24 protein-coding genes and 1 pseudogene are annotated in these 23,831 nt (G+C 71.3%); 8 read left to right on the top strand and 17 right to left on the bottom strand.

The annotated features are described in order from the left end of the window. The first annotated feature begins 9 nt into the window (after window positions 1–9). Together IE290_RS33130 and IE290_RS33125 are read left to right on the top strand one after the other, a co-directional pair. The gene (locus IE290_RS33130; protein WP_191248670.1) at window positions 10–1,365 is read left to right on the top strand and encodes an Rv3212 family protein; all 1,356 of its coding nucleotides are present in this window, start codon (window positions 10–12) and stop codon (window positions 1,363–1,365) included. Beyond that, the gene (locus IE290_RS33125; RefSeq protein ID WP_191248669.1) at window positions 1,362–2,192 is read left to right on the top strand and encodes an alpha/beta fold hydrolase; all 831 of its coding nucleotides are present in this window, start codon (window positions 1,362–1,364) and stop codon (window positions 2,190–2,192) included. Before IE290_RS33130 ends, IE290_RS33125 begins: the two co-directional genes overlap by 4 nt. 4 nt (window positions 2,193–2,196) lie before the next feature. Here IE290_RS33125 and IE290_RS33120 read toward each other — a convergent pair whose 3' ends face one another. Both IE290_RS33120 and IE290_RS33115 read right to left on the bottom strand, forming a co-directional pair. Next, window positions 2,197–2,517: a hypothetical protein gene (locus tag IE290_RS33120; protein ID WP_229874855.1), complete on the bottom strand. Its 321-nt coding sequence runs from the start codon at window positions 2,515–2,517 to the stop codon at window positions 2,197–2,199. 250 nt (window positions 2,518–2,767) lie between these two features. Continuing rightward, window positions 2,768–3,625: a RecB family exonuclease gene (locus IE290_RS33115; RefSeq protein ID WP_191248667.1), complete on the bottom strand. Its 858-nt coding sequence runs from the start codon at window positions 3,623–3,625 to the stop codon at window positions 2,768–2,770. Window positions 3,626–3,724: 99 nt separating this feature from the next. Between IE290_RS33115 and IE290_RS33110 the strand changes: the two genes are divergently transcribed. Further along, window positions 3,725–4,456 carry an ESX secretion-associated protein EspG gene (locus IE290_RS33110; RefSeq protein WP_191248666.1) on the top strand — a complete coding sequence of 244 codons (732 nt, stop codon included), beginning with the start codon at window positions 3,725–3,727 and terminating at the stop codon, window positions 4,454–4,456. A 21-nt stretch (window positions 4,457–4,477) separates the two neighbouring features. Further along, window positions 4,478–5,905, top strand: coding sequence for a hypothetical protein (locus IE290_RS33105; protein WP_191248665.1), 1,428 nt, complete (start codon window positions 4,478–4,480; stop codon window positions 5,903–5,905). A 252-nt stretch (window positions 5,906–6,157) separates the two neighbouring features. Here the strand turns inward: IE290_RS33105 and IE290_RS33100 are convergent, their stop codons facing one another. From IE290_RS33100 to IE290_RS33085, 4 genes are read right to left on the bottom strand one after another with little or no spacing between them, the layout of a single operon-like run. Continuing rightward, the gene (locus IE290_RS33100; RefSeq protein WP_191248664.1) at window positions 6,158–6,787 is read right to left on the bottom strand and encodes a MarC family protein; all 630 of its coding nucleotides are present in this window, start codon (window positions 6,785–6,787) and stop codon (window positions 6,158–6,160) included. Window positions 6,788–6,789: 2 nt separating this feature from the next. After that, a complete protein-coding gene (locus tag IE290_RS33095) occupies window positions 6,790–7,647 on the bottom strand; it encodes a PHP domain-containing protein (RefSeq protein WP_191248663.1) in 858 nt (285 codons plus the stop codon). Window positions 7,648–7,693: 46 nt separating this feature from the next. After that, window positions 7,694–8,254 carry a PH domain-containing protein gene (locus IE290_RS33090; protein ID WP_017986943.1) on the bottom strand — a complete coding sequence of 187 codons (561 nt, stop codon included), beginning with the start codon at window positions 8,252–8,254 and terminating at the stop codon, window positions 7,694–7,696. A 21-nt stretch (window positions 8,255–8,275) separates the two neighbouring features. Continuing rightward, window positions 8,276–8,413: a hypothetical protein gene (locus tag IE290_RS33085; RefSeq protein ID WP_162830497.1), complete on the bottom strand. Its 138-nt coding sequence runs from the start codon at window positions 8,411–8,413 to the stop codon at window positions 8,276–8,278. A 199-nt stretch (window positions 8,414–8,612) separates the two neighbouring features. Here IE290_RS33085 and IE290_RS33080 point away from each other — a divergent pair, with 199 nt between their 5' ends. Next, complete coding sequence (locus tag IE290_RS33080; protein ID WP_191248662.1) at window positions 8,613–9,014, top strand: NUDIX hydrolase; 402 nt, start codon at window positions 8,613–8,615, stop codon at window positions 9,012–9,014. A gap of 96 nt (window positions 9,015–9,110) precedes the next feature. On the opposite strand, the gene IE290_RS33075 is transcribed toward IE290_RS33080, so the two are convergent. The 3 genes from IE290_RS33075 to IE290_RS33065 are packed head-to-tail and all read right to left on the bottom strand — an operon-like array spanning window position 9,111 to window position 12,360. Beyond that, window positions 9,111–10,703 (bottom strand): acyl--CoA ligase family protein, encoded by a 1,593-nt coding sequence (locus IE290_RS33075; RefSeq protein ID WP_191248661.1) that lies wholly within the window; start codon window positions 10,701–10,703, stop codon window positions 9,111–9,113. Between the two features lie 39 nt (window positions 10,704–10,742). Continuing rightward, a complete protein-coding gene (locus tag IE290_RS33070) occupies window positions 10,743–11,846 on the bottom strand; it encodes a DUF2332 domain-containing protein (RefSeq protein ID WP_191248660.1) in 1,104 nt (367 codons plus the stop codon). A 10-nt stretch (window positions 11,847–11,856) separates the two neighbouring features. Further along, entirely contained in the window at window positions 11,857–12,360 is a 504-nt protein-coding gene (locus tag IE290_RS33065) for a MaoC family dehydratase (protein WP_191248659.1), read from the bottom strand. A 317-nt stretch (window positions 12,361–12,677) separates the two neighbouring features. On the opposite strand from IE290_RS33065, the gene corA reads away from it, so the two are divergent. The 3 genes from corA to IE290_RS33050 all read left to right on the top strand — a co-directional run bounded on the left by corA (window position 12,678) and on the right by IE290_RS33050 (window position 15,447). Beyond that, window positions 12,678–13,763 (top strand): magnesium/cobalt transporter CorA, encoded by a 1,086-nt coding sequence (gene corA / locus IE290_RS33060; protein WP_191248658.1) that lies wholly within the window; start codon window positions 12,678–12,680, stop codon window positions 13,761–13,763. Between the two features lie 170 nt (window positions 13,764–13,933). Further along, the gene (locus IE290_RS33055) at window positions 13,934–14,602 is read left to right on the top strand and encodes a metallophosphoesterase family protein (RefSeq protein WP_191248657.1); all 669 of its coding nucleotides are present in this window, start codon (window positions 13,934–13,936) and stop codon (window positions 14,600–14,602) included. Further along, window positions 14,599–15,447 (top strand): ParB N-terminal domain-containing protein, encoded by an 849-nt coding sequence (locus IE290_RS33050; RefSeq protein WP_191248656.1) that lies wholly within the window; start codon window positions 14,599–14,601, stop codon window positions 15,445–15,447. The genes IE290_RS33055 and IE290_RS33050 overlap by 4 nt, the downstream gene beginning before the upstream one ends. On the opposite strand, the gene IE290_RS38350 is transcribed toward IE290_RS33050, so the two are convergent. The 8 genes and pseudogenes from IE290_RS38350 to IE290_RS33010 form a co-directional block, all read right to left on the bottom strand. Beyond that, window positions 15,416–16,831, bottom strand: a complete 1,416-nt coding sequence (locus IE290_RS38350; RefSeq protein WP_191248655.1) for a nitroreductase family protein — start codon at window positions 16,829–16,831, stop codon at window positions 15,416–15,418. The two genes, IE290_RS33050 and IE290_RS38350, sit on opposite strands and share 32 nt — an antisense overlap. A gap of 347 nt (window positions 16,832–17,178) precedes the next feature. Then, a pseudogene (locus IE290_RS33040) lies at window positions 17,179–17,370 on the bottom strand (MFS transporter); the annotation flags it as partial. Between the two features lie 190 nt (window positions 17,371–17,560). Further along, entirely contained in the window at window positions 17,561–18,496 is a 936-nt protein-coding gene (locus IE290_RS33035; RefSeq protein ID WP_191248654.1) for a hypothetical protein, read from the bottom strand. A 319-nt stretch (window positions 18,497–18,815) separates the two neighbouring features. Further along, a complete protein-coding gene (locus IE290_RS33030) occupies window positions 18,816–19,997 on the bottom strand; it encodes an ABC transporter ATP-binding protein (protein WP_191248653.1) in 1,182 nt (393 codons plus the stop codon). A 4-nt stretch (window positions 19,998–20,001) separates the two neighbouring features. After that, window positions 20,002–20,844, bottom strand: coding sequence for a carbohydrate ABC transporter permease (locus IE290_RS33025; protein ID WP_191248652.1), 843 nt, complete (start codon window positions 20,842–20,844; stop codon window positions 20,002–20,004). Next, entirely contained in the window at window positions 20,844–21,791 is a 948-nt protein-coding gene (locus IE290_RS33020; protein WP_308431400.1) for a carbohydrate ABC transporter permease, read from the bottom strand. The genes IE290_RS33025 and IE290_RS33020 overlap by 1 nt, the downstream gene beginning before the upstream one ends. After that, window positions 21,788–23,104: an ABC transporter substrate-binding protein gene (locus IE290_RS33015; protein ID WP_191248651.1), complete on the bottom strand. Its 1,317-nt coding sequence runs from the start codon at window positions 23,102–23,104 to the stop codon at window positions 21,788–21,790. The genes IE290_RS33020 and IE290_RS33015 overlap by 4 nt, the downstream gene beginning before the upstream one ends. Before the next feature lie 157 nt (window positions 23,105–23,261). After that, window positions 23,262–23,795: a YflT domain-containing protein gene (locus IE290_RS33010; RefSeq protein WP_191248650.1), complete on the bottom strand. Its 534-nt coding sequence runs from the start codon at window positions 23,793–23,795 to the stop codon at window positions 23,262–23,264. Window positions 23,796–23,831 lie beyond the last annotated feature (36 nt).

The raw sequence follows: 23,831 nt of genomic DNA, 5'->3' as shown, positions 1-23,831 counted from the left end.
AGCAGGAACGTGAGCGAGCCCGAGGCGGGAGGACGGCACCGCCGTCCCGAGGGCGATGCGGCCGCCGGGCCGATCGGCGCGGAGGACGTGCTGGCCGGTGCTCCCGCTCCGGCGCCGGCTCCCCGGCGGCCGCGACACGAGCGGCCGTCACCGTGGAACCGGCCACGCGACCGGGTGATCGCGGTCGTGATCGCCGTCGTCGTGGTCGTCACCGGCGCCGTCATCTGGGCCTCCAGCGCGAGCCGCGCGACGATCCAGGAGACGTCCGCGCCGGGCACTCCCCTGCCGCCCTCGCCCGCGACCGTTCCGGCGACGCTGCGCGAGCTGTGGCAGGCGCCCAGTGACGCGGCCCCGGTGCCGATCGCCGAGGGCACGGCCGTGGCGACCGCGAACGGCGGCGAGATCGCCGGCCGCGACCCGCTCACCGGCGAGGTGCGCTGGCGCTACGCCCGCGACCTGACGTTGTGCACCGCCGCCGAGGCCTGGGGCCGGGTGCTGGCGGTGTACCGCAAGGACGGGGTGAACGGCGAGTCCGGCTGCTCCGAGGTGGTCGGGCTCGGCATCGACACGGGGCTGCGCAAGGCGCAGCGCACCGGCAGCGCGCCGCTGGGCACGCGGCTGGTGACCGACGGCAGCCAGGTCACCGCGACCGGGTCCGATCTGCTCGTGACATGGCGGGACGACCTCGTGGAGACCAACGAGTACGGCCGGGTTCCCGCCCTGGTGAACCCCGGCAAGCAGCCGCGCACCGGGTGCACGTACGGGTCGGTCGCGATGGCGTCCGGCCGCGTCGGCGTGATCGAGCGCTGCCCCGGTGACCCGGGTGACCGGCTGACGGTGATGAAGGCCGTGCCCAAGGAGGCGGACGAGCCGCAGGTGTCGTTCAGTGCGATCGTGGCCGGGCACAACGCGCGGCTGGTCGCGATGTCCGGTGACTACACGGCGGTCGCGCTGCCGGACCAGAGGCTGCTGGTGCTCTACGACGCCGACGGCGAGCAGACCGCGGCGTACCCGCTGGACGTGCCGGCTTCGGACCTGGCGCAGGACCCGGCGGGCCTGGCGCCGGTCACGTCGGCCACGTCGGCGAACGTGTACTGGTTCACCGGGTCGAAGATGATGGCGCTGTCCCGGGACAACCTCACTCCACTGTGGACGCTGAACAGCGCGCTGGGGCCGGGGATCACGTTCGCGCACCAGCTGGTCGTGCCGATCCAGGGCGGGCTGGCGGTGCTCAACGAGTCGGACGGGTCGACGATCCGCACGATCGCGGTGGACCGGCACGGCTACACCGGCCCGGTGCGGCTGGCCGCGCTGGGGCCGGTGCTGTTCGAGCAGCGCGGGAACACGCTGGTCGCGTTGTCGTGACCGGTCAGCTGACGCCGCACGGCGCCGAGAAGGTGCGGCTGCGGGGTCTGGCGGCGCTGCGCACGCCGGCTCCCGCGACGGCGACCGCCGTTCTCGTGCCCGGGTACACGGGGTCCAAAGAGGACTTCGCCCCGCTGCTGGACGGCTTGTCGGACGGTGGTTTCCGGGCGATCGCGATCGACCTGCCGGGCCAGTTCGAGTCGCCCGGTCCGCCGGACGAGAAGGCTTATCTGCCGGCCGCGCTGGGTTCCGTGGTGGCCGAGCTGGTCGCGGACGTCGAGGGGCCGGTGGTGCTTCTCGGCCATTCCTACGGCGGGCTGGTCGCGCGGGCGGCGGTGCTGGCGGGTGCGCCGGTCGTGGGGTTGACGTTGCTGGACAGCGGACCCGGCGAACTGCCCGACGGCCCCCGGCGGCGGGCGCTGGGGGCGGGTGAGCCGGTGTTGCGGGCGTCCGGGCTGGACGAGGTGTACCGGGTACGGGAGCAGGTGAGCGCGCGGTCGCCGCTGTGGGCGGCGATGCCGGCGGACCTGAAGGAGTTCCTGCGGATGCGGTTCCTGGCGTCCAGTCCGGTGGGGTTGCTGGGCATGGCGGACGGTCTGCGGACCGAGCCGGACCTGGTGGCGGAGCTGGCCGCGACGGGGGTCCCGACGCTGGTGGTCGCCGGCGAGTGGGACGACGCCTGGAGCGTGGCGTCGCAGCGCGAGATGGCCGCGCGGCTGGGCGCGCCGTTCGAACTCATCCGGGGCGCCGGGCACTCCCCGAACACCGAGAACCCGGCCGCGTTGCTGCGGGTGTTGCTCCGCGCCTGGCGGGAGTGGCTGGCTTAGCGGTTCAGGCCCACCAGAAGGTCCACAGCGCGACGGCGACGATCGCGAGGACCACGAGCCCGGCGACCCCGGCGAGAGGCCCGTCCTTCCGATCCGCGACGCGCTGCGCGAGCAGGGCGAGCACGGCGGCCACCGGATGAGCGATCATCGGCGCGACGCCCGGCCCAGGCACGTCGAGGAAGGCGCACAACAACCCGGCGCCCAAAACGAGCACAGCGAGCGCGACGAGCCCCGCCGCCAGCGAGCCGGTGAACCCGCGCCACCACCGGGCCGCCCGGCTCCGGCCGCGCGCCGGGGCCAGTGCCAGCTCTTCGGTGTCCGTCATGTCGTCGCTCACCCTGTTCACTCCTCGACCGGTACCGAGGATTCCACCATGCCAGCGAGGGACAGAAGCGGGACCACCCGCACCGGGGACCCAAGCGCTACCGCTACCCCGCCCACAACCCCCCTACGGCGTCAACAACCCTCTACGGCGCCAACAGCTCCCACGACCTCGCAGCCGCACCGACCGCCCGACCGGCCCCGCAGGCCGCGCAAAACCCCCACACACGCACCACCCGGCCCCCACCAACCCCCTACGGCGCCAGCAACTCCCACGGTTTCGCCGCCGCGCCGGCCGCCTGTCCGGCCTCGCAGCTGGGGCGGAAGTCGCACCAGCTGCAGCGGCGCTCGGGGCGCGCGGGGAACAGCGCGTCGCCGTCGCCGCCGGCTTCCAGTGTGTCCGTGGCGAGCCGGACGTCCTCCGCGGTCTCCTCCGCCCGGCGCAGGTGCCGCCGCAGGCTCTCCGGCGTGTGCGTCGCCTCCGCGACCGTTCCGCTGGGCAGGTGGTGCAGCTCGACCTTCGTGCACGGCCGCCGCAACGTCCGCTCCGCCGCCACCGCGTACATCGCCAGCGCCTGCGAGCTGCGGGCCTCGTACTCGTCCGGCGCGCGGCGGCCCGTCTTGTAGTCCACGATCACCAGCTCGCCGCCGCGCTGGTCGATCCGGTCCGCGCGGCCCTCGATGATCATCGACGCGGGCTGCCCCGGCTCCGGGTTCACCGGCGCGGACACCCAGCGCTCGAGGCCGACCGGATCGCTGGTCACATCGTGGTGCTCGACGTACTCGGCGACCCACCGCTTGGCGCGGGCGCGGTACGTCGCGGCCTGCTCGGCGTCGGCGAACCCGGCGTCCTGCCAGTGCTCCGACAGCAGCGCCGCGGCGCGCTCGGGCGTGCGGCGCGCGGGCGGCACGTCGAACAACGCACGCAGCGCGTTGTGCACGACCGCGCCGAGCGTGCTGTGCGCCCAGGGGCCGGTACGCTGCGGCGTCGGCCGGTCGAGGTAGGCCATGCGATACCGGCGCGGGCAGTCCGCGAAGGTGGCCAGCCGCGCCGGGCTCACCTTCGTCAACCGCCGCGGCTGGACCGCGAACTCGAACCCCAGTTGCTCCACGCTCACTACGGTACGCACCACCTCCGACACTTTCGGCTCCGCCCGCGCCCCGCGGCGCATATGATCTGGGCGGTTGGCATTCGGATCAGGGGGCAGTGCGTGTTGACGTTCGAAACGGCGCCGGCCGAACTGGACATCCTCGACGAGGAGCTGGGCCTCGGCAGGTTCGTCTACCCGCACAAGGTCCCGTTCGTGAGCGGGACCCGGACCGAGCGGGCCGAGCAACGGCGCCGCGTGTTCGAGCACTGGCACCGGCTCGGGCGCATGTCGCGGAACCGGTTGCACCCCGAGTTCGAGGACCTGCTGCGGCTGTGGGCGCGCCCGGAGGTGCTCGTCACCCAGGTCGTGGCCGAGCTGACGAGCGACGCGCAGATCCTGTCGCGCGGCGGGTGGTCCGGGGAGCACGGCGTGCTGAGCCGGCAGACCGGTGACAACGTCACGTTCAGCGAGCTGCGTGCGGGTCAGGTGCTTCCGCAGCTCCTCGAGCCGCTGCCGGAGGTGCCGCCGGTGCGGATCGCGCCGGTGAGCTACGTGTCGCAGCCGCGTGGCGGCGACCTGTTCGGCGGTGGGGAGCCGCCGCGGGAGAAGCGCGTGGCGGACCGGTACTTCGCCGCGCCGCCGCTGCGCGCCGGGGTGGTCTCGTGCTCGGTGCGCGGTGTCGACGCGGGCCGTCTGACCTGGTTCGACGCACCCGACGGCCGGTTCTTCACCACGGTCGAGCAGCTGCCCGACGGTGCCCAGCGGCACACGTTCACGCCGGCCGCCCGGGCGCGCATCGGCCAGTGGGTGCGGGACCGGGTCAACCAGCACCTCACCGCGGTGCATCGCTGAGCCAGGGGAGGATGGGGAGCCATGACGCAGCCCGACAACGGTTACTCGCGCCGCCGGTACGAGTCGGAGGTCTACGCCGAAACCGCGGGGAAGTCGGCAGGCAAGTTCTTCGGCCCGGACGCCGGGGAGGTCGCGGGCGACTACTCGATCAAGTCCGGCCAGGTCTACACGCGGAAGCTGCAGGCCGAGGGCGGCGGCTACCGGGACGGCCTGCCGCCCTCGGAACAGGACTACCGTCGCCGGTCGCATCACGAACTGAAGGAAATGGTCACCGACGGCGTCTCCCCGGAGGAGGTCGACGAGCAGGGCATCATCGTCAACGACCTCGGCAACGCCTTCGGCGAGATGGCCTCCGCGCTCCGGCAGGGTGTCGCCAAGGAGCAGGCCGGCTGGCAGGGCGACGGCGCGAACACCGCCTTCGGCTACTTCAACACGCTCGCGACCTGGGCGGACAGCTCGAAGGACGCGGCGTTCCTGTCGGCCAACCGCTATTCGCAGACGTCCGCGGCGCTGTCGCAAGCGCGCAACAGCATGCCGGAACCGGCGGGCCGGTCGGTCGAGGAATCGGTCGCCGCCGCGCGGCAGCAGCTCGCCGGTGGGGACTGGGTGGCCGCCACCGCCACCATGAACGACATGCAGAACCAGGCCGCGCTCCAGCACCAGGCCCAGCAGGAGGCCGCGGCGGTGCTGGCGCAGCGGGACGTGATGCTGCACTCCGGCGGCTCGACCCAGCCCGTGTACGCGACGCCGACCGCGCGGCCGGACACCGGCGGGACGACGACCCCGCAGTTCGCCGCCAACGACAGCACCGTGGCGTCGAATTCGGGCGGGGTCGGCCCGATGGGTGGCTCGCCGGGTGGCGTGCGGACCGTCGGGAGCATCGCGCCGCCGACGACGCCGCTGCCCGGTGCCGGATCGACCACCGGTGCCGCCCCGACGACCGGTTTCGCCGACAGCGGCGGTGGCTGGGGCCGCTCCCCCGCGGCGACGGTTCCCGGCAGCTCGGGGACATCGGCCGGGGCGGGCATGATGCCGGTCGCGCCGGGTCAGGCCGACCAGACCCGCACGTCGCCGCGCCCGGGTTCGGGTGCGGGCCGGGCCGGTGTCGCGCCGCGGGCGGGTGTCGGTGGGCGCGCCGCCGGGGGTGCGGCGGGCCGGCTCGGGGGTGCCGCGGGGCAGGAACCGGCGGCGGGGCGCAGGGCCGGGGTCGGCGAGCCGGGGGCTCGGGCGGCGGCGGAAAGCGCCGGACGCGGCGGAGCGGCCGGCAAGGCGGGCACCTCCGGAGCGGCGGGCCTGGGCGGCGCGGCGGGCAACCAGAAGAAGGACGAGGACAAGGACCACGAGCGGCCCGCATACCTGCTCGAGGACGACCCCGACAGCATCTTCGGCCACGAGGGCGGTACCGACGAGAACGGGAACCGCATCAGCCCACCCGTGATCGGCGGCTGAGCCAGGGCCGCGCCCGACCTGCGACAGGCGCGGAAGGCGAGGCGCGGCGGGGGCGGCTGGCTCCCCGCAAGGGCGGGACGGGCACGGCGGGCAGGGCTGGTCCGGCATGTCAGGCCTGGCAAGGCCCAGCAGGGCGGCCCGGCAGGGCAAGGCGGGCCAGGCAGGGCGGCCTGGCGCGGCACGGGCCCCAACCAGCCGAGCATGTGGGCTCAGCGGGCCACCGCGAGCAGCGGAACGCCCAGCGGCGGAACATCAGCCGCCGTCGATGAAGCCCTTCACTGAGTTCGCCACCAGCTCCACGGCGATCGCGGCGAGGAGGAGGCCCGCGATCTTCGCCAGCAGCGTGATACCGCTTTCCTTGATCAGCCGGATGACCACACCGGAAAACCGCATGCACGCGTAGATCACGATGTGCACCGCGACGATCGCGCACGCCAGTGCCACGTAGGCGCCCACGTGCCCGGCCGCCTGCCGCACGAAGACGATCGTCGCGGCGATCGCTCCTGGGCCGGCCAGCAGCGGTGTGCCCAGCGGCACCAGGGCGACGTTCACGTCCTCCACGACGTTCGGCTCGCTCGTCGCGCCGCGGCCGGTCAGCAGGTCCAGCGCGATGAGCAGCAGGAGCAGCCCGCCCGCGCCCTGCAGCGCCGGCACCCCGATCCCCAGGTACGCCAGGATCGCCTGCCCCGCGATCGCGAACAGCGAGATCACCAGCAGCGAAACCAGCACCGCCTGCCGCGCCGCCCGCGCCCGCACCGCCGGCGGCTTGCGGCCCACCAGGCTGAGGAACACCGGCACGGTCCCCGGCGGGTCCATGATCACGACCAGCGTGATCGACGCCTCCAGGAACAGCTTCGCGTCGAAGAAGTCGGCGACCGCCAAGGTCAGCCCACCACGATCTGCGCGCCGGACGCCTTGTCGATCAGCGCCTCGAACTGCTCGGGATCGGTGTTCTCCGCGCCGATCGGGATCGTCTTGTTCGTGCCGTGGTAGTCGCTCGACCCGGTCTGCACCAGCCCCAGCTCGCCGGCCAGTCCGCGCAGCTCGGCGCGCGTGGCCTCGTCGTGGTTGGGGTGGTCGACCTCGAGCCCGGTCAGGCCGAGCTCCGCCAGCCCGACGATGTACTCCGCCGACACGATCCGCCCGCGGCTGCGCGCGAACGGGTGCGCGAACACGGTGACGCCGCCGGCCTCGGCGATCATCTCGATCGCCCGCTCCACCGGGGTGTCCTGCCGCGGCAGGTAGTAGCCGCGGCCGGCGCCCAGGTACTCGGCGAACGCCTGGTCCACACTCGTCACCAGCCCGGCCCGCACCAGGGCCTGCGCGAGGTGCGGCCGCCCGGCCGGGGAGTCCGGGCCGAGGGATTCGAGCAGCTCGTCGGCGTCGATCGGCAGACCGTCGGCCTGCATGCGCACCGCCATCGCCCGCAGCCGGGTGCGGCGCTCCTGCCGCAGCCGGGTCTGCTCGGCCACGATCGCCGGGGACGCCGGGTCGAACAGGTACGCCAGCAGGTGGATGCTGACGCCGAAGCTGCTCACGCACGACAGCTCGGCGCCGGGCACGAGCGTGAGTCCCGGCGGCAGCGCCGCGGCCGCCGCCGCCCAGCCGGCCGTGGTGTCGTGGTCGGTCAGCGCGACCACGTCGAGCCCCGCCGCGGCGGCCGTGGCCACCAGTTCGGCGGGCGTGTCCGTGCCGTCCGACACGGTGGAGTGGGTGTGCAGATCGATGCGCATCGGAATCATTGTCGCCTACCCGGCCGGCACGCGGCCGACCAGGCACAACGACGTGTCAGCCGACGATCTTCTTGCCACGCGCCAGGCGCTGGGCCTTGATCATGGAGAAGCGCTCGCTCTGCTTGTGCTTGTCACCGAAGACGAGCTCGGAGATGGTGTCGTAGAACTCCTCCGGGCTCGGCAGGAACTCGATCCGGTTCAGCGCCTGGATCTGGCCGGCCGACTCGACGACGACCGTGCCGTAGCCGAACATCCGGCCCCACGCCGAGCGCTCGTAAGTCAGGTCGGTGACCTTCGAGATCGGCATCATCGCGACCTTGGTGGTGATGACGCCGCTGGTGAGCACGAACCGCTTGTCGGTCACCACCAGGCGTTCGACCCACCACTCGATGACCTTGAACGCGTACACGACGACCACGAGCAGCGCCGCGTACCAGAGGATGTTCTGGACGACCCACAGGGACGGTGGCAGCAGGTAGGACACCATCACGCAGATCGCGAGCAGGGCGATCGTCTCGAAGGTGTCCCAGGCCAGGAAGGCCCAGTGCCTGCGGACCCGAACCACGCGCCGCTCGGTGTCGAGCAGGTACTCGTCGGGATCCCGTGGGGCGAACATCAAGCCAGCCTATCCGGCCGCCTACGAAGTGAACACGTTGCTGACGAAGGTGATGACGGCCTCGGCCGATTCACGCAGGAAGTCGACGATGTTGCTGACCAGGTTGGCCGCGTTGCCCGGCTGGGCGATCACGAAGAACAGCACCAACGCGATACCCACGAGCCCGGCAATCTTCTTCGCGTTCACAACGATCAATCCCGTCTCTTACTCCGGCATCGGACTGGCAAGCTCACCAGTAACGTTGTACCGCACTCCGCAGGGTTACGGGAGGTAAGTCCCGCGCTTGGGTCAGTGTCCGGCTGTGATCTAATCGGTTGGTTACTCTCCGCGTCCGGCGGGACCGGGTTAGGCTGCCCTCATGAGCGCGATTCGCCCGGTTCCCGTGCGGTGCGTAGGCGGCATCTTGCACGATCAAGCGGGCCGGTTGCTGCTCGTCCAGCGCGCGAACGAGCCCGGACGCGGACTGTGGTCGATTCCCGGCGGGCGCGTCGAACCAGGCGAAACGGACAGTGAAGCCCTGGTCCGGGAGATGCGTGAGGAGACCGGTCTCGTGGTCCGGCCGGGTGAGCTGGCCGGGCACGTGATCCGCGGGCGCTACGAGATCTACGACTACGTCTGCGAGATCGAGAGCGGCGAGCTGGTCCCGGGCGACGACGCGGCAGACGCCCGGTGGGTCGACGAGGCGGCCCTCGCGGCGCTGGCGCTGACCGACGGGCTGGCGGACACGCTGCGCGGCTGGGAGATGCTGCCGCGCTGCTGAGGGCGCTTTCCGCTCCCGCCCGCGTGCCGGAGCGGCAAACACACCGCGGCGGCGTGTGGGCCGGTCGCGGCGCGGCGTGTCGGCCGCTGGGTCCTTTCAGCCCTGGATGCGGCTCTCCGCGGTGCCCCACTCGCGTTCGCGCAGCTGGAACTTCTGGATCTTCCCCGTCGAGGTCTTCGGCAGCGCCTCCACGAACTCCACCCGGTCCGGCACCTTGAACCGCGCGATCTGCTCCCGCACGTGCGACCGCAGCTCGTCGGCCGTCACCGAAGCTCCCGGCCGCAGCACGACGTACGCCTTAGGCCGCTCGCCCCACTTCTCGTCCGGGACGCCGACCACCGCGACCTCCGCGACGGCCTCGTGCGAGTCCAGCGCCGCCTCCACCTCGATCGTGGAGATGTTCTCGCCGCCGGAGACGATGATGTCCTTGGCCCGGTCGCGCAGCTGGATGTAGCCGTCCGGATGCCACACGCCCAGGTCACCGGAGTGGAACCACCCCCCGCGAAACGCTTTCTCCGTCGCCTCCGGGTCGGCGAAGTACCCGGACATCACGTTGTTCCCGCGCATCACGACCTCACCCATCGTGACGCCGTCGCGGGGCACGTCGCGCATCTGCTCGTCCACCACGCGGATCCCGTCGGTCACCAGCATCCCGACGCCCTGCCGCGCCATCAGCCTGCTCCGCTCGGCGACGTCGAGCTTGAGCCACCCCTCCTGCGGCTCGCACACCGTGTACGGCCCGTACGTCTCGGTCAGCCCGTACACGTGCACCAGCCGCGCGCCCAGCTCGGTCATCCGCCGGATCACCGTCGGCGACGGCGGCGCCCCGGCCGTCGTCACCACGACCTCGCGCGCCAGCGGGTGCGCTTCCGAGTACCCGGCGATCGTGTTCAGCACCGTCGGCGCGCCGTTGAGGTGCGTGATGCCCTCGCCGTCCAGCAGCCGCCAGATCTCCGCCGCGTCGACCGCCCGCAGGCACACGTGCGTGCCGCCGATCGCGGTGACCGCCCAGGTCGTGCACCAGCCGTTGCAGTGGAACATCGGCAGCGTCCACAGGTACTTCGACTCCGGCGAATGACCCGAATGGATGATCTCGGCGAGCGAGTTCAGGTACGCGCCCCGGTGGTGGTACTGCACGCCCTTGGGCCGCCCCGTCGTCCCGGACGTGTAGTTGATCGAGATCGTCGACCGCTCGTCCGCGACGCGCCACGGCAACGGCTCGTCGCTGCCCCGCGCCAGCAGCTCGTCGTAGGTGATGCCGCCGAGCGCCGGGTCCGGCTCGGCGCCGTCGAGCACCGTCACCACTTCGACGCCGGTGCCGGGTGGCACCGAGCCGTGCAGCGCGGCGTCCACGACCAGCACCTTCGCCCCGGAGTGCTCGAGGATGTAGCGGATCTCGGCCGGCGCGAGCCGGGTGTTGATCGCGACCAGCACCGCGCCGGCGAGCGGCACCGCGAAGTGCGCGACCAGCATCTCCGGGATGTTCGGCAGGAGGTAGGCGACGCGGTCCCCGGGCTCGACCCCGCTCGCCCGCAGCGCCCGCGCCACGCGCGTCACCTCGGCGGCGAACTCGCGGTAGGTCACCCGGCGCTCGCCGTAGACGATGGCCTCCTTGTCAGCGAAGACCTCGGCGGAGCGCTCCAGGAACGCCAGCGGGGTGAGCGGGGTGAACCACGTGTCCTCAGCCATGACCACATCCTCACCGCAGTGGCCCCGGCCACACAACAGCTAGGCGGCCAGCCAGGTCATCCGGGCGCCGTAGCGCGTGGTGCGGGCCAGGGCGAGCGCGTCCCAGCCGTCCGCGGTGCGCCGGGCGAGCCCCAGCGTGGTCAGGCCGTCGCGGGCGAAAGCCAGCTCGTCCCGGCCCGGCAGCACCGCGGACAACCCGTGCTCGTACGTCTCGTCCATGACCCACCACAGTGGACGCGACTCGCCCAGCGCGGCCATGCTGGACAGGAACTCGGCGCGTTCGGCGTCCGGGATGTGGCCCATCGTCCGGCTGGTGAGCACCACCAGCGGCAGGTCCGCGGGCACCCGGGACACCGCCTCGCCGAACCCGCCCGCCGCGCCAGCGGCGATGATCTCCGGCGGCGACTTGCGCTGCGCCAGCGCCGCCGCCCGCAGCAGCCGCACCCGGTCCGGCTGGTCGGCCCACACGCACGCCTCCAGCCACGCCAGCTCGTCCTCATCGGACAGATCCAGCGGCGCCGGGTCGAGCCCGACGCGCGCCGCGACGGCCAGCTTCTTCGGCAGTTTCGGCAGCACCGCGCCGGGCGCCAGGTCGAGCGCGCAGTGCAGCCCGACGGCCGCCTTGGCCGGACCGGCCACCAGCTGCTCGCCGCCGTCGCACTGGTACCGGTAGGCGAACTTGTCCATCCCCAGCAGCAGCCCGCCCGCGGTGCCGACCTCGATCAACGCGATCTTGCCGCCGGCCTGCTTGGCGGCCATCGCGACCCCGGGGAACGCCGACGCGGCCCGGCGCACCTCGTTGTTCGCCAGCGACTTCGACGCGAGCATCCCGGCCGCATCGTCGGCGTGCGCGAGCAGGAACTCGCGGAACACCGGCCAGGTCTGGCCGTCGACGCCGTCGAACCCGCCCAGCGACGGGTAGTAGCGCGAGAGCGGGTGGATCGGGTCGGCCTGGATGAGCCGGTGCGCGACCGCGAACAGCAGCGCCGGGCTCGCCCCGCCGGGCGCGGCGGCCAGCAGGCCGGCCACCTCGTCGTCCCCGGCGGCCTTCGACGCGAGGTGCTCGTAGAGCGGCGACTCGCCCGCCGCGCTCCCGGCGAAGTCGGTCAGCTGCCGCTTGGCCTCGGCCAACCCGATCGTCACGCGCTCTCCCTCACTCGTGCGGAACGGGACGGCCCGGCTGCTCGCCCCCACGCGCCTCACCGTAGTTCTGCTTCGGCACCAGGACCTTGCGCCGGAAGATGCACACGATGGTGCCGTCCTGCTTGTAGCCCCGGGTCTCCACGTACACCACGCCCCGGTCGTCCTTGGACTTCGACGGGGTCTTCTCCAGTACCTCGGTCTCACCGTAGATGGTGTCACCGTGGAAGGTCGGCTTGACGTGCCGGAGCGATTCGATCTCCAGGTTCGCGATCGCCTTGCCCGACACGTCCGGCACCGACATCCCCAGCAGCAGCGAGTAGATGTAGTTGCCCACCACCACGTTCTTGCCGAAGTCGGTGGTCTCGGCCGCGTAGTGCGCGTCCATGTGCAGCGGGTGGTGGTTCATGGTGAGCAGGCAGAACAGGTGGTCGTCGTACTCGGTCACCGTCTTGCCGGGCCAGTGCTTGTACACCGCGCCCACCTCGAACTCCTCGAAATACCGCCCGAACTGCACCGCTCGACCTCCCTGCGGGTAACGCCACACCGACCTGGAGCGACGTCAACTGATGTTGAGGAGTACCCTCGACCAATGGCGGCGGTGCGTCAACGCGACAGCCGCCACGTTGCCGGTCCGGCTGGAGGAGGTGAGGAACGCACGATGAGTAGTGGCGATAGTCCGCTCCCTAGTAAACCCAGCGTCTCCCTCCGCACGGCTGGATCCGTTTCCGGCCGTTAGGCCTCTTTTCGCCCGGGAAACGCTGGTAGAGCCGAGCGGACGTGTTCTTGCCCGCCCGGCTGTCGTGGTACGCACTGCGAAAGCCAGGAGATCCCATGCCTGCGATTCCCTCCCTCGGTGGCCTGCGCGGCCGGGGCAACGGCCGCGCCGCGCGCGTCGAGCCGCCCGTGCCGGTGCCGGTGTCGGCCTACATCGTCGACTGCGCGGTCTACGTCGACGGCGAACGGCTGCCCGGGCGCTGGACGCACGCCGAGGCCATCAAGGAGGTCCGGCGCCGGCGCGATGGCTTCGTCTGGATCGGCCTGCACGAGCCCGACCAGCAGCAGATCCAGGGCATCGCGGAGGTCTACGGCCTGCACGAGCTGGCCGTCGAGGACGCCGTGCAGGCGCACCAGCGGCCCAAGCTGGAGCGCTACGACGACACGCTGTTCATGGTGCTCAAGACGGTCCGCTACGTCGAGCACGACTCCCCGACCACGGCCAACGAGATCGTGGAGACCGGCGAGCTGATGGCGTTCCTCGGGCTGGACTTCATCATCACCGTCCGGCACGGGGCGCACTCCGGGCTGGCCCGGCTGCGCCGCGACCTCGACGAGGACCCGGAGCGGCTGGTGAACGGGCCGGCGGCGGTGCTGCACGCCATCACCGACCTCATCGTCGACCAGTACCTCGACGTCACCTCCTCGATCGAGGAGGACATCGACGAGATGGAGGCGCGCGTGTTCGCGCCGCGGTCGACGGTCAGCGCGGAGCAGATCTACCTCATGAAACGCGAGGTGCTGGAGCTGCGCCGCGCGGTCATGCCGCTGGTCACGCCGGTGCGCCGGCTGGCCGAGGGCTTCACCCGGCTGGTGCCCGACGAGGTCCGGTCCTACTTCCGGGACGTCGACGACCACCTGACCACCGTGTCGGAGCGGGTGGGCAACTTCGACGAGCTGCTGACGACGCTGGTGAACGCGACGGTCGCCAAGATCACGCTCCAGCAGAACAGCGACATGCGCAAGATCACCTCGTGGGCGGCGATGATCACGGTGCCCACTATGATCGCGGGTATCTACGGCATGAATTTCGACTTCATGCCGGAGTTGCACTGGCAGTTCGGCTATCCGGCGGTTCTCGTCATGATTCTCGGGATCTGCCTGCTTCTTTACCGAATATTCAGGAAGAACAACTGGCTCTAGCCCATTCCTGACCTATTCGATGGAAGGAGTCGCTCCATGACCAGACTGCTCTCGAGCCTGAAGTTCTGGGCCCTCGCGCTGACCCTGACGTGGATCGCGGTGGTGGCGGTCCTGATCGCCGACCACCCGGAACTCGCGCAGGCGCGCTGAGGAGTCCCTATCGTGGACCCATGCGCGCACTGGTGGTCGCCGACGAGGTCGACGAGCGGCTGTGGGCCGGTATCGGCCCCGGCTGCGACGTCGGCCTCGTCCTGGCCGCCGGTGACCTGCCGTTCGACTACCTGGAGTACCTGACCGACGCGCTGGGCGGCGTGCCGTGCGTGTTCGTGCCCGGCAACCACGACCCGGACCTGTCCGGGTTCACCCGCCACGGCGGCCTGTTCCTGCGGGCCGGGTTCCCGCAGGCGTGGCCCGGCCCGGCCGGCGGCATCAACGCCGACGGCCGCGTCGTCGACGTGTGCGGCCTGCGGATCGCCGGCCTGGGCGGCTCGGTCCGCTACAACGACGGCCCCAACCAGTGGACCCAGGCGCAGCAGGCCCGCCGCGCCCGGCGCCTGGTCCGGCAGGCCGCGCGACGGCGGCGCCGGGACGGGCGCGGCGTGGACGTCCTGCTGACGCACGCCCCGCCGCGCGGCGTCGGCGACCGCGAAGACCCGCCGCACCGCGGCTTCGACTGCCTGCACCCCACGGTCGAGCGGATGCGGCCGGACTGGTTGCTGCACGGCCACATCCACCCCTACGGCGAACACCCCCGGGAGCACCGGATGGGCGAGACCAGAGTCCGCAACGTCGTCGGCAAGCACCTCATCGAGTTCACCGCGCACGAGGTGCGGACGTGAACCCCGCGCGGGACACCGGCTTCCCCCGCGCCGACGCCGAACACGACTTCCTGCGCGCCCGGCGGCGGCAGGTGCTGTCCCGGCTGGCGAACTGGCTGCGCCGGGAACCCGACGACGTCAACATCATGCTGCCGTTCGACGAGGTCGTCGACGCGCTCGGCTACGTGAGCGAGCGGCGGGTCGGGCTGCGGGTGATCCCGCTGAACTCGATCGTCGGCAGCGTGGACCGGGGCCGCGACTTCGACCGCCGGTTCCGGCCCACCTCCGGCCGGGTGCGGGAGCGCTGGGAACGGCTCGCGCTGGCCGCCCGCCGCGGCGAGCACATCCCGCCGATCGAGGTGTACCGGGTCGGCGACCTGCACTTCGTGATCGACGGGCACCACCGCGTTTCGGTCGCCTACGCGCTCGGGCTGGAGACCATCGAGGCGTCGGTGACCGAGGTGCACACCAAGCTCAACCCGAAGGGCATCCGCTACCGGGGCGACCTGATCGTCAAGGACTACCGGCGGCTGTTCCTGTCGCGGGTGCCGTTGAGCGGCGAAGCGCGCGCGGCGATCGTGGTGAGCGACCCGTGGGACTACGCGCACCTCGGCGAGCACGTCGAGGCGTGGGGCTTCCGGCTCATGCAGTCCGAGGGCAAGTTCCTCGACCGCGCCACGATCGCCCGGCGCTGGTACGACGAGGAGTACCTGCCGGTGGTGGAGATGATGCGCCAGGCGGAGCTGATCGGCGACCGCACCGAGGCCGAGGCCTACATGTGGGTCGCGGGCGAGCGCTACCGGCTGATCCGCCAGCACCGCTGGGACGACGAGGTCATCGAGGCGCTGCGGGCCCGCCGGCGCTGAGAACCGGGGCAGCCGTGGCCAGCGGTGCCGGCCGGCCCCGGAGCCTGCGGAACGCGGCGTCGCTGAGTGCCCGGCCGCAGACGGTCACCGACCCCACGGCCCGGCCGCCGGCGTCGAGGATCCGCACGTCGTAGCGTGGCCGGTTGCCGCGTGAGCCGGTCTTCGCCCAGCTCAGGACCGCTCCGGCGGACGGACCGGCGGGCACCGTGGCGGCGAGGCGGGTCAGCACGAACCGCGTGCCCTCCTGCCGCTGGTTGTCCGCGTACTCCAGGAGGGTCACGAACTGCCGCGCCGCCTCGATGAGCCGTTCCGCGGTCCGGCCGCCGTCGAGGTGGTGCCCGGCTGGGGCCGGCAGCACGGTCACCCGCCAGTCGTGCTCGCTCTCGACGAGGTCGCCGACGAACACGTTCTCCGCGCGCCGGCGGTGCACCAGCCGCTGCTCAACGGGCTTTACGGTCCCGGCCACGGTCCCGGGCGCGCTCGCGGCCGCGCCGATCCGCTCGATGGTGCCGGTCATGATCGTCCTGCCGTCCTGATCGGCGTGAACCTGCCAGAGCCGGCCGCTGTCGTCGGGAGACTCGGCGGTCAGCCGCACCGGCTCGTCCAGCTCCCCCATGCCGCGGAAGTCGAGTGCCAGGGTGACGGCGGGGTCCCCGCCGGCCGGGCGTACGAGGTCGAGTGCGGCGCTCAGGAGCAGCATGCCGGGCAGGTGGTCGAGTTCGTGGTCGAAGAAGAACGGGTCGTCGAGGTCGGCCGTGAGCTCACGGGTCCGCCGCTCGGGCCGGGGCCAGCGGTCGACCACCAGCACGTCCGCGAGCGGTGTCCGGCGGGCGGGCCGGAACGGGCCGCCGTCGTGGTAGGCGGTCGGGATCAGGACACCCTGCCGGATCCCGGGCGGCAGGCCGAGGATGTCCGCGATCTCGGCTTCCCGGCGCAGGTGGCAGGTGGTCCACGCGGTGCCGAGTCCCCGCGCGCGAGCGGCGAGCATGTAGCTCCAGGCGGCCGGGAGCAGCGACCCCCACGGACTGGCCTGGCTGCCCTCGGGCAGCCGCGGCGCGACGAGGCACGGCAGCACGAGCACCGGGACGCGGTGCAGGTTGTCGGCGAGGAACCGGGCGCTGTCCAGGTCCCGGGACGGCCCGGGGTTGCCCAGCTCGGCGACGTAATCGGCGAAGCAGCGCCGGTACACCTCGGCGATCCGTGCCCGCTGTCCCTCGTCCCGCACGACGATCCACCGCCAGGGCTGGCGGTTGCCACCGTTGGGCGCCTGCAAGGCCACTTCGAGGCAGTCTTCGATCACCTGGTCCTCGACGGGCACGTCGAGCAGCAGCCGCCTGCGAACAGCACGGGTGGTGGTCAACACCTCGTCAACCGGCACTGTCATCCGAATCTCCTTCCGCGATACCAAAGGTGATTCGACATTACCGAATGACCCGTCACTCTCGTGGGTTAATTCACACTCCGCGAACCGACCAGGGAAGATGTGCCCTCGCCGCGACCGTCGTGCGCTCATGCTGAGAACCGGCGGCTTCGCGCACTACGCGTGGACGACCGGCATGTCCGTGTGGAGTTCTGCGGGCACGCCCGGCTTGATCAGCAGTCCGCAGATGATCGCGCCGAGCAGGAAGATGCCCGCGCCCCAGACGCCGACGAGGACCTTCGGCCCGACGACAGCACGCGCATCGGCAGCAGCGGGTGCGCCACGCGCCTCTCGATCCGCGCGAACACGCCCAGCAGCCGGCTGCCGAAGGCGAGCGCGTAGGCGGTGACCACCCACTGGCGGGCGTCGCTGGAGAAGCCCAGCTCGTGCTGGGCGGTGGGCAGGGCGATGTTCACGATGGTCGCGTCGAGCACGACCATCAGCTGGGCCAGCCCGATCATCACCAGGATCAGCCAGCGCCGCGCGTGGTGCGGATCGGCCGCCGAGCCGGCTGGCCTCCCCCGGCGAGCTCGACTCCCCTTCCTCCAGCCGGCGGGCGAACATCGCGTCGATCAGGTGTTCCTTTTTCGGGAACCGCCTCCCACGGGTCCGGCTCGGCCAGTGCCGCGCGGGCGTCCTCCTCGCAGCGGCGCGTTGCGCGGGGACTTCGCCGAGACGGACTGCCGGTGCTGTTCAAGATGGTCGCGTCGGTCGTGGAGTACTCGCACGACGTGGCCCCGGACCTGTGGCAGCGGTACCTGACCATGCTGCTGGACGGCCTGGACTGTTCGATGAAGGCGTGGCACGCGCGCCGGTGAGGCTGTCGCGCCGGACCGCGAGCACCGCGATGCCGGCGATCGCGGTCGCTCCGCACGCGGCGAGGGTCGGCAGGTCGAGCGCGGGCGCCTCGCCGAGGACGGTCATGCCGAGCCCGGTGGCGACCACGGGGTTGGCGGCGGTCTGGCACCCGACGACGACGTCCGGCGGGCCGCTGGCGTAGGCGTGCTGGACGAGCCAGGCGGCGGTGGCGAACGCGAGGACCGTGGCGAGCACGCTGAGCCAGGGCAGGCCGTCGGCGTGCAGGACGTCCTTGATGAGCACGGCGACCAGGCCGTAGCCGACCCCGGCGGCGACGGCGAGAGCCGCGCTGCGGGCGATGCCCTGGGCGAACGCCGCGACGGCGACGAGGCTCACGACGATGATGCCGACGAGCTGACCGGCGTCCAGGACGGTGTCCGGCGGGATGGTGGCGGGTTTCGCGTCGCGCGCGGTCAGGGTGACGAACACCGCGACGGCGAGCGTGACCGCGGCGACGGCAACGCGGGTGAGCGGGTCGCGGGGTCCGTTGAGGACGGTCAGGATCGGCAGCGCCAGCACGACGATCGGGGTGACGACGGTGACCGGGGCGAGCGCGAGGGCCAGTGCCTGCAGGACGGTGCAGGCGGTGAGGACGAGGACGCCGAGCCGCCAGGCCGGGTTGCGCAGAAGGGCGGCCGGATGGGTGCGGCCGACGGCGGTGACGCCGCGGTGCTGCAGCCACGCCCCGAAGGCGGCGGCCACCGCCCCGAGAACCGCGCAGACCACCCCGAGGGCGATCATCGCGCCACCGCTGCCCTGGCCATCCGCCACCTCCCGTCGTTGAGGTGAGAATGCCCGGTTGCGACTGAGAGAGCCTTCAGCGGCCTCCCCACAGATTTGCATCGCATAAGCCGGCCGGCATGGCGCAGGGGTCGACCAGCACGCGGTGCACCGTGAAGCGTGGGTTGCCGCACTGCACTGCCTCAGGCGATCCAGTGGCCGCTCGTTCCGGGACATCGAATCGGCGACCGGCGATCGCCTGCCACGGGCCACGGCTTCATCGGATGGTGCGCGGCGGATCCGCCGGGCACAACGGCAGATTGAGATGGCCCGCGCCGACGCCAGGCCGGCGCGGGCCCACAAGGCGGCCTCAGCCCTCGAAGGTCAGGTTCTTCCCCGACGCCGGGTCGAACAGCTGCACCTTCTGCACGTCGAACCACACGTCGAGCGTGCCGCCCTCCCGGGCGCCCGACGATGGCGACAGCCGGGCCGTGATGGACGCTCCGCCGCCCGGCACATCGTCCGCTCCGGCGTCCGCCGCCAGTTCCGCCAGTTCGGACGACGTCGCCGTCGCGCCTTCCACCGTGAAGTACGCGTACTTCTCCGACCCCATCGACTCCAGCACGTCGACGTGCGCGCTGAACACGCAGCCCTTGCCGCGAGCCGACTCGTCCAGCAGCCCGGCGTCCTCGAAGTGCTCCGGCCGGATGCCGGCGATCACCTCGCGCGGCGCACCGGCCGCCTCCGCCAGGCGGCGCAGCCGGTCCGGCAGCTGGACCGCGCCCAGCGCGCTCTTCAGGCTCCCGTCCTCCAGCGTCGCCGGCACGAAGTTCATCGACGGCGACCCGATGAACCCGGCCACGAACAGGTTGGTCGGGTGGTCGTAGAGGAACTGCGGCGACCCGATCTGCTGCACGTACCCGGCCCGCAGCACCACCACCCGGTCGCCCAGCGTCATCGCCTCGACCTGGTCGTGCGTGACGTACAGGGTCGTCGTGCCGAGCTGGCGCTGCAGCTTCGACACCGACGTGCGCATCTGCCCACGCAGCTTGGCGTCCAGGTTGGACAGCGGCTCGTCCATCAGGAACGCCTTGGGGCTGCGCACGATCGCCCGGCCCATCGCCACCCGCTGCCGCTGCCCACCGGACAGGTTGGACGGTTTGCGGTCCAGGTGCTGGGTCAGGTCGAGGATCTCCGCGGCCTCCTCGACCTTCGCCTTCACCGTGGCGTCGTCCATTTTGGCCAGACGCAGCGGGAAGGCCATGTTCTCCCGCACGCTCATGTGCGGGTACAGCGCGTAGGACTGGAACACCATCGCGATGTCCCGGTCCTTCGGCGCCTTCTCGTTCATCCGCTCGCCGTCGATGCGCAGCTCACCGGAGGAGATGTCCTCCAGCCCGGCCACCATGTTCAGCGTGGTCGACTTCCCGCACCCGGACGGGCCGACCAGGATGATGAACTCGCCGTCGGCGACCTGCAGGTCCACTTCGGACACGGCGAGCGCACCGTCCGGATAGCGCTTGCTCACCTTGTCCAGCACGATCTCAGCCATGGCGCTACCCCTTCACCGCACCGGAGGTCAGCCCCGCGACGATGCGGCGCTGGAAGAACAACACGAACAGGATGATCGGGACGGTGATCACGACCGCGGCGGCGCAGATCGTCCCGGTCGGGTCCTCGAACTGCGAGGCCCCGGTGAAGAACGACAACGCCGCCGGCACCGTCCGCGACGCGTTGGTCGAGGTCAGCGAGATGGCGAACAGGAAGTCGTTCCAGCAGAAGATGAACACCAGGATCGCGGTGGTGAACACACCCGGCGCCGCCAGCGGCGCGATGACCCGCCGGAACGCCTGCCCCGGCGTCGCGCCGTCCATCTTGGCCGCCTTCTCCAGTTCCCACGGGATCTCCCGGAAGAACGCCGACAGCGTGTAGATCGCCAGCGGCAGCGCGAACGTGATGTACGGCAGGATCAGCCCCGGCCAGGTGTCGAACAGCCCGAGCGTGCGCTCGATGTTGAACAGCGGGCTCACCAGCGACACCTGCGGGAACATCGCGATCAGCAGCGAGACCCCGACCAGCAGCTGCTTGCCGGGGAAGTCCAGCCGCGCGATCGCGTACGCCGCCATCGTCCCCAGGATCACCGCGATCAGCGTCGCGATGAGCGAGATGCCGATCGAGTTGATCAGCGCCCGCACGAAGTCCAGGGTCTGGAAGATGTCCGCGTAGTTCTGCAGCGTCCACGAGCGCGGGATGAACTTCCCGTCGTCGATGGTGTCCTTCGTCTTCAGCGACAACGACAGGATCCACAGGACCGGCACCAGCGCGTAGACCACCACCACGATGTCGATCAGGGTCCACCGCGTCTTGCGGCCGGTGGTGACCGCTCCGCCCATCACCATCAGCGCTTCCCTCCCTTGTCACTGCCCGGCGCCGCGGTGCCGAACAGCTTGATGAAGATGAACGCGATGATCGCGACCGTGATGAAGATGAGCACCGACATCGTCGACCCGATGCCCAGGTTCAGGCCCTTGATCAGGTTGTTGTAGGTCTGCATGGACACCGACGACGTGTCGTTCTGGCCGCCGGTGAGCACGTAGATGTTGTCGAAGATGCGGAACGCGTCCAGGGTGCGGAACAGCAGCGCCACCAGGATCGCCGGCTTCATCACCGGCACGATGACCTTGATGAACCGCTGCCACCCGTTCGCGCCGTCCATCGCCGCGGCCTTGAGCAGGTCGTCCGGCACCAGCGCGAGCCCGGCCATCAGCAGCAGCGCCATGAACGGCGTCGTCTTCCACACCTCGGCGAGGATGATGATCGCCATCGACGGGAGGTACTGCGTCAGCGGGGCCGAGTCACCGGCCAGCGTGTTGGCCAGGTAGCCGGTGTCCGGGGTCCACGCGTAGTACCAGGAGAACGCGGCGACCACGGTCACGATGCCGTACGGGATCAGCGAGACCGTGCGCACCAGGCCGCGGCCGACGAGCGTGCGGTGCATGATCAACGCGAGCAGCATGCCCAGCACCAGCTCGATGGCCACCGAGATGATCGTGAGGGCCATCGTCGTGCCGAACGCCGTCCACCAGTAGGAGTCCGACAGCACCGCCGCGTAGTTGGCCAGCCCGACGAACTCGGTGTTCTGCGGGAACCGCAGGTCGTAGCGCTGCAGCGACAGCCAGATCGAGTACACGATCGGGTACCCGGTGACCGCGACCATCACGATCGCCGCGGGCGCGCACAGCAGCCAGCCCAGCCGCCGCTCCGCCCTCTTCCCTTCGCTCAGGGCCGCTTTGCCCGGTCTCGCCGTGGTCTGTGGCGTCGTGGAAACGTCCTCGACCGTGCTCACGGGATCACCCCTTTCGAGTTCAGCGCGTCGGTCAGCTTGCTGCGCAGCTCTTCGGCCGTCCGCTGCGGATCGATTTCCGACGGCGGCGAGAGCACCTTGGAGATCACCGTCGACAGGCTCTGGTACGCCGGGGTCAGCGGGCGCACCGCCGGGTCCTTGAGCGCGGCGAAGATCGCGTCCCGCATCGGGTACGCGGTCGCCATGCTCGGGTTGTTGTCCGCGTCGACCGGCTTGGTGGGGTCGAGCGGGGTGTCGTCGGTGTAGAGCGACTCGATGCTCGGCGGGACGCCGTCGTTGAGCGCGGAGAACTTCTGGTTCTCCGGGCTGCGCAGGCACAGCGCCGCCTCGAACGCCTCCGGCTTGTGCTTGGAGGTCGTGCTGACCGCGAGGTCGTAGCCACCGATCGTGGTCCTCGCCGGTGTGCCGGGGTCGACCGCCGGGTAGGTGGACCACTTGAAGTGCTGCAGGTCCTGCGGCTGCTCGTCGGCGAAGGAGGCGTAGACGAACGGCCAGTTCAGCTCGAACGCGCCGTTGCCGCGCTGGAACGCCTGCCGGACGTCGTCCTCCTTCTGGTTCGTCAGCGACGGGTCGGTGATGCCGCTGTCGGTGACCCGCTTGAGGATCTCCAGCGCCTGCACCGCGCCCTCGTCCATGACCACGGACTTGCCGTCGTCGGAGAGGATGTGCCCGCCCGCGGAGGCGACCAGCGTGTTGTAGATGACCACCAGGCCCTCGTACTGGGCGCCGGTGAACAGGATGTTGTGCGGCTTGCCGGCCGCCTTGAGCTGCTCGGCCTGGTCGATCATCTGGTCCCAGGTCGCGGGCGGCTGCGGCGTGATCCGGTCGTCGTACCAGAGCAGCTGGACGTTGGTGTTCTTCGTCGCCGCGTACAGCTTGCCGTTCCAGGTGGCGGTGGCCAGCGGGCCGGGCAGCACGCCCGCCTCCGCCTGCGCCTTGTTCGTCCCCGTCCACTCCTCGGCCCAGCCGGCCTCGGCGAACTCCGGCACCCAGGTGACGTCCAGGCCCAGGATGTCCAGGCCCTCGTCACCGGCGGCGAGCCGTCTCGCCATCTGCAGCCGCTGGTCGTCGGCGCCGCGCTGGAGCTTGTTGTAGACGATCTTGTAGCGCCCCGCGGCCTTGGCGTTGCAGTTGTCCACGACCGACTGGAACGTGTCCTCCGGCGCGTAGTACAGGTTGAGCGTGATCCCCTGTTCGGATCCACAGGCGGTCACCAGCCCGGCGGTCAGCATGCCGGCGCCGACCACCGCTGCGATCCGGCCGGGCGGCCTGCCCCGGCTCTTACCGTTCCCCATCAGGCCTCCTCCTCGGCACGCGGCCGGCGGGAGACCCACCCCGCACGCCGTCGTGCATGCAATCAAGCAACCCGAGGGTGTCAACCCGGGTCGCACGATCGGTGGGAACTGAAACTATGCCCGGCGATCACGCACCGCAAGCGGTGGAGGTCACGATTCAGTCCGTTGACCCGGATGGCCGCATCGCGAGCTTCGCCAGCAGGTCACGGCCCTGCTCCGCGTTGCGCGGCTGGCACAGGACGTCGTAGCGGCCGGCGACCAGCTGGCTGGCCGAGGCGAAGTCGCGGCGGCCGCGCGAGGAGGCGTAGCTGATGGCGGCGAACACCAGGCCGAACAGCACACCGGAGACCAGGCCGACCAGGATCGGCTGGTAGGTGACGGTCGCGCCGGAGGCGAACATCGCCAGCAGGAAGCCCACGAACAGGCCGAACCAGGCGCCGGAGATGGCGCCGGTCATGAGGACGCGACCCCACGACAGCCGGCCCAGCACCCGCTCGACGAGCATCAGGTCGACGCCGACGATGGTCACGTCCTCGACCGCGAACTGGTTGTCAGCGAGGTAGTCGACCGCCCGCTGCGCCTCCTGGTAGGTGGCGTAGGAGCCGATCGGCCATCCCGTGGGCGGCGTCGGCAATCGCGGCAGGCCCTGTGCTTGACGGCCGCCGGAGGAGAACGGGCTGGTCACGGTCATCACCTGTGCTGTCGTAGTGATCGAGTGACTTCATCC

The organism is Amycolatopsis deserti, from assembly GCF_014653945.1.
In the GTDB taxonomy this organism is placed as follows: Bacteria; Actinomycetota; Actinomycetes; order Mycobacteriales; family Pseudonocardiaceae; genus Amycolatopsis_E; species Amycolatopsis_E deserti.
This window is presented reverse-complemented; position numbering and strand designations above follow the sequence as displayed.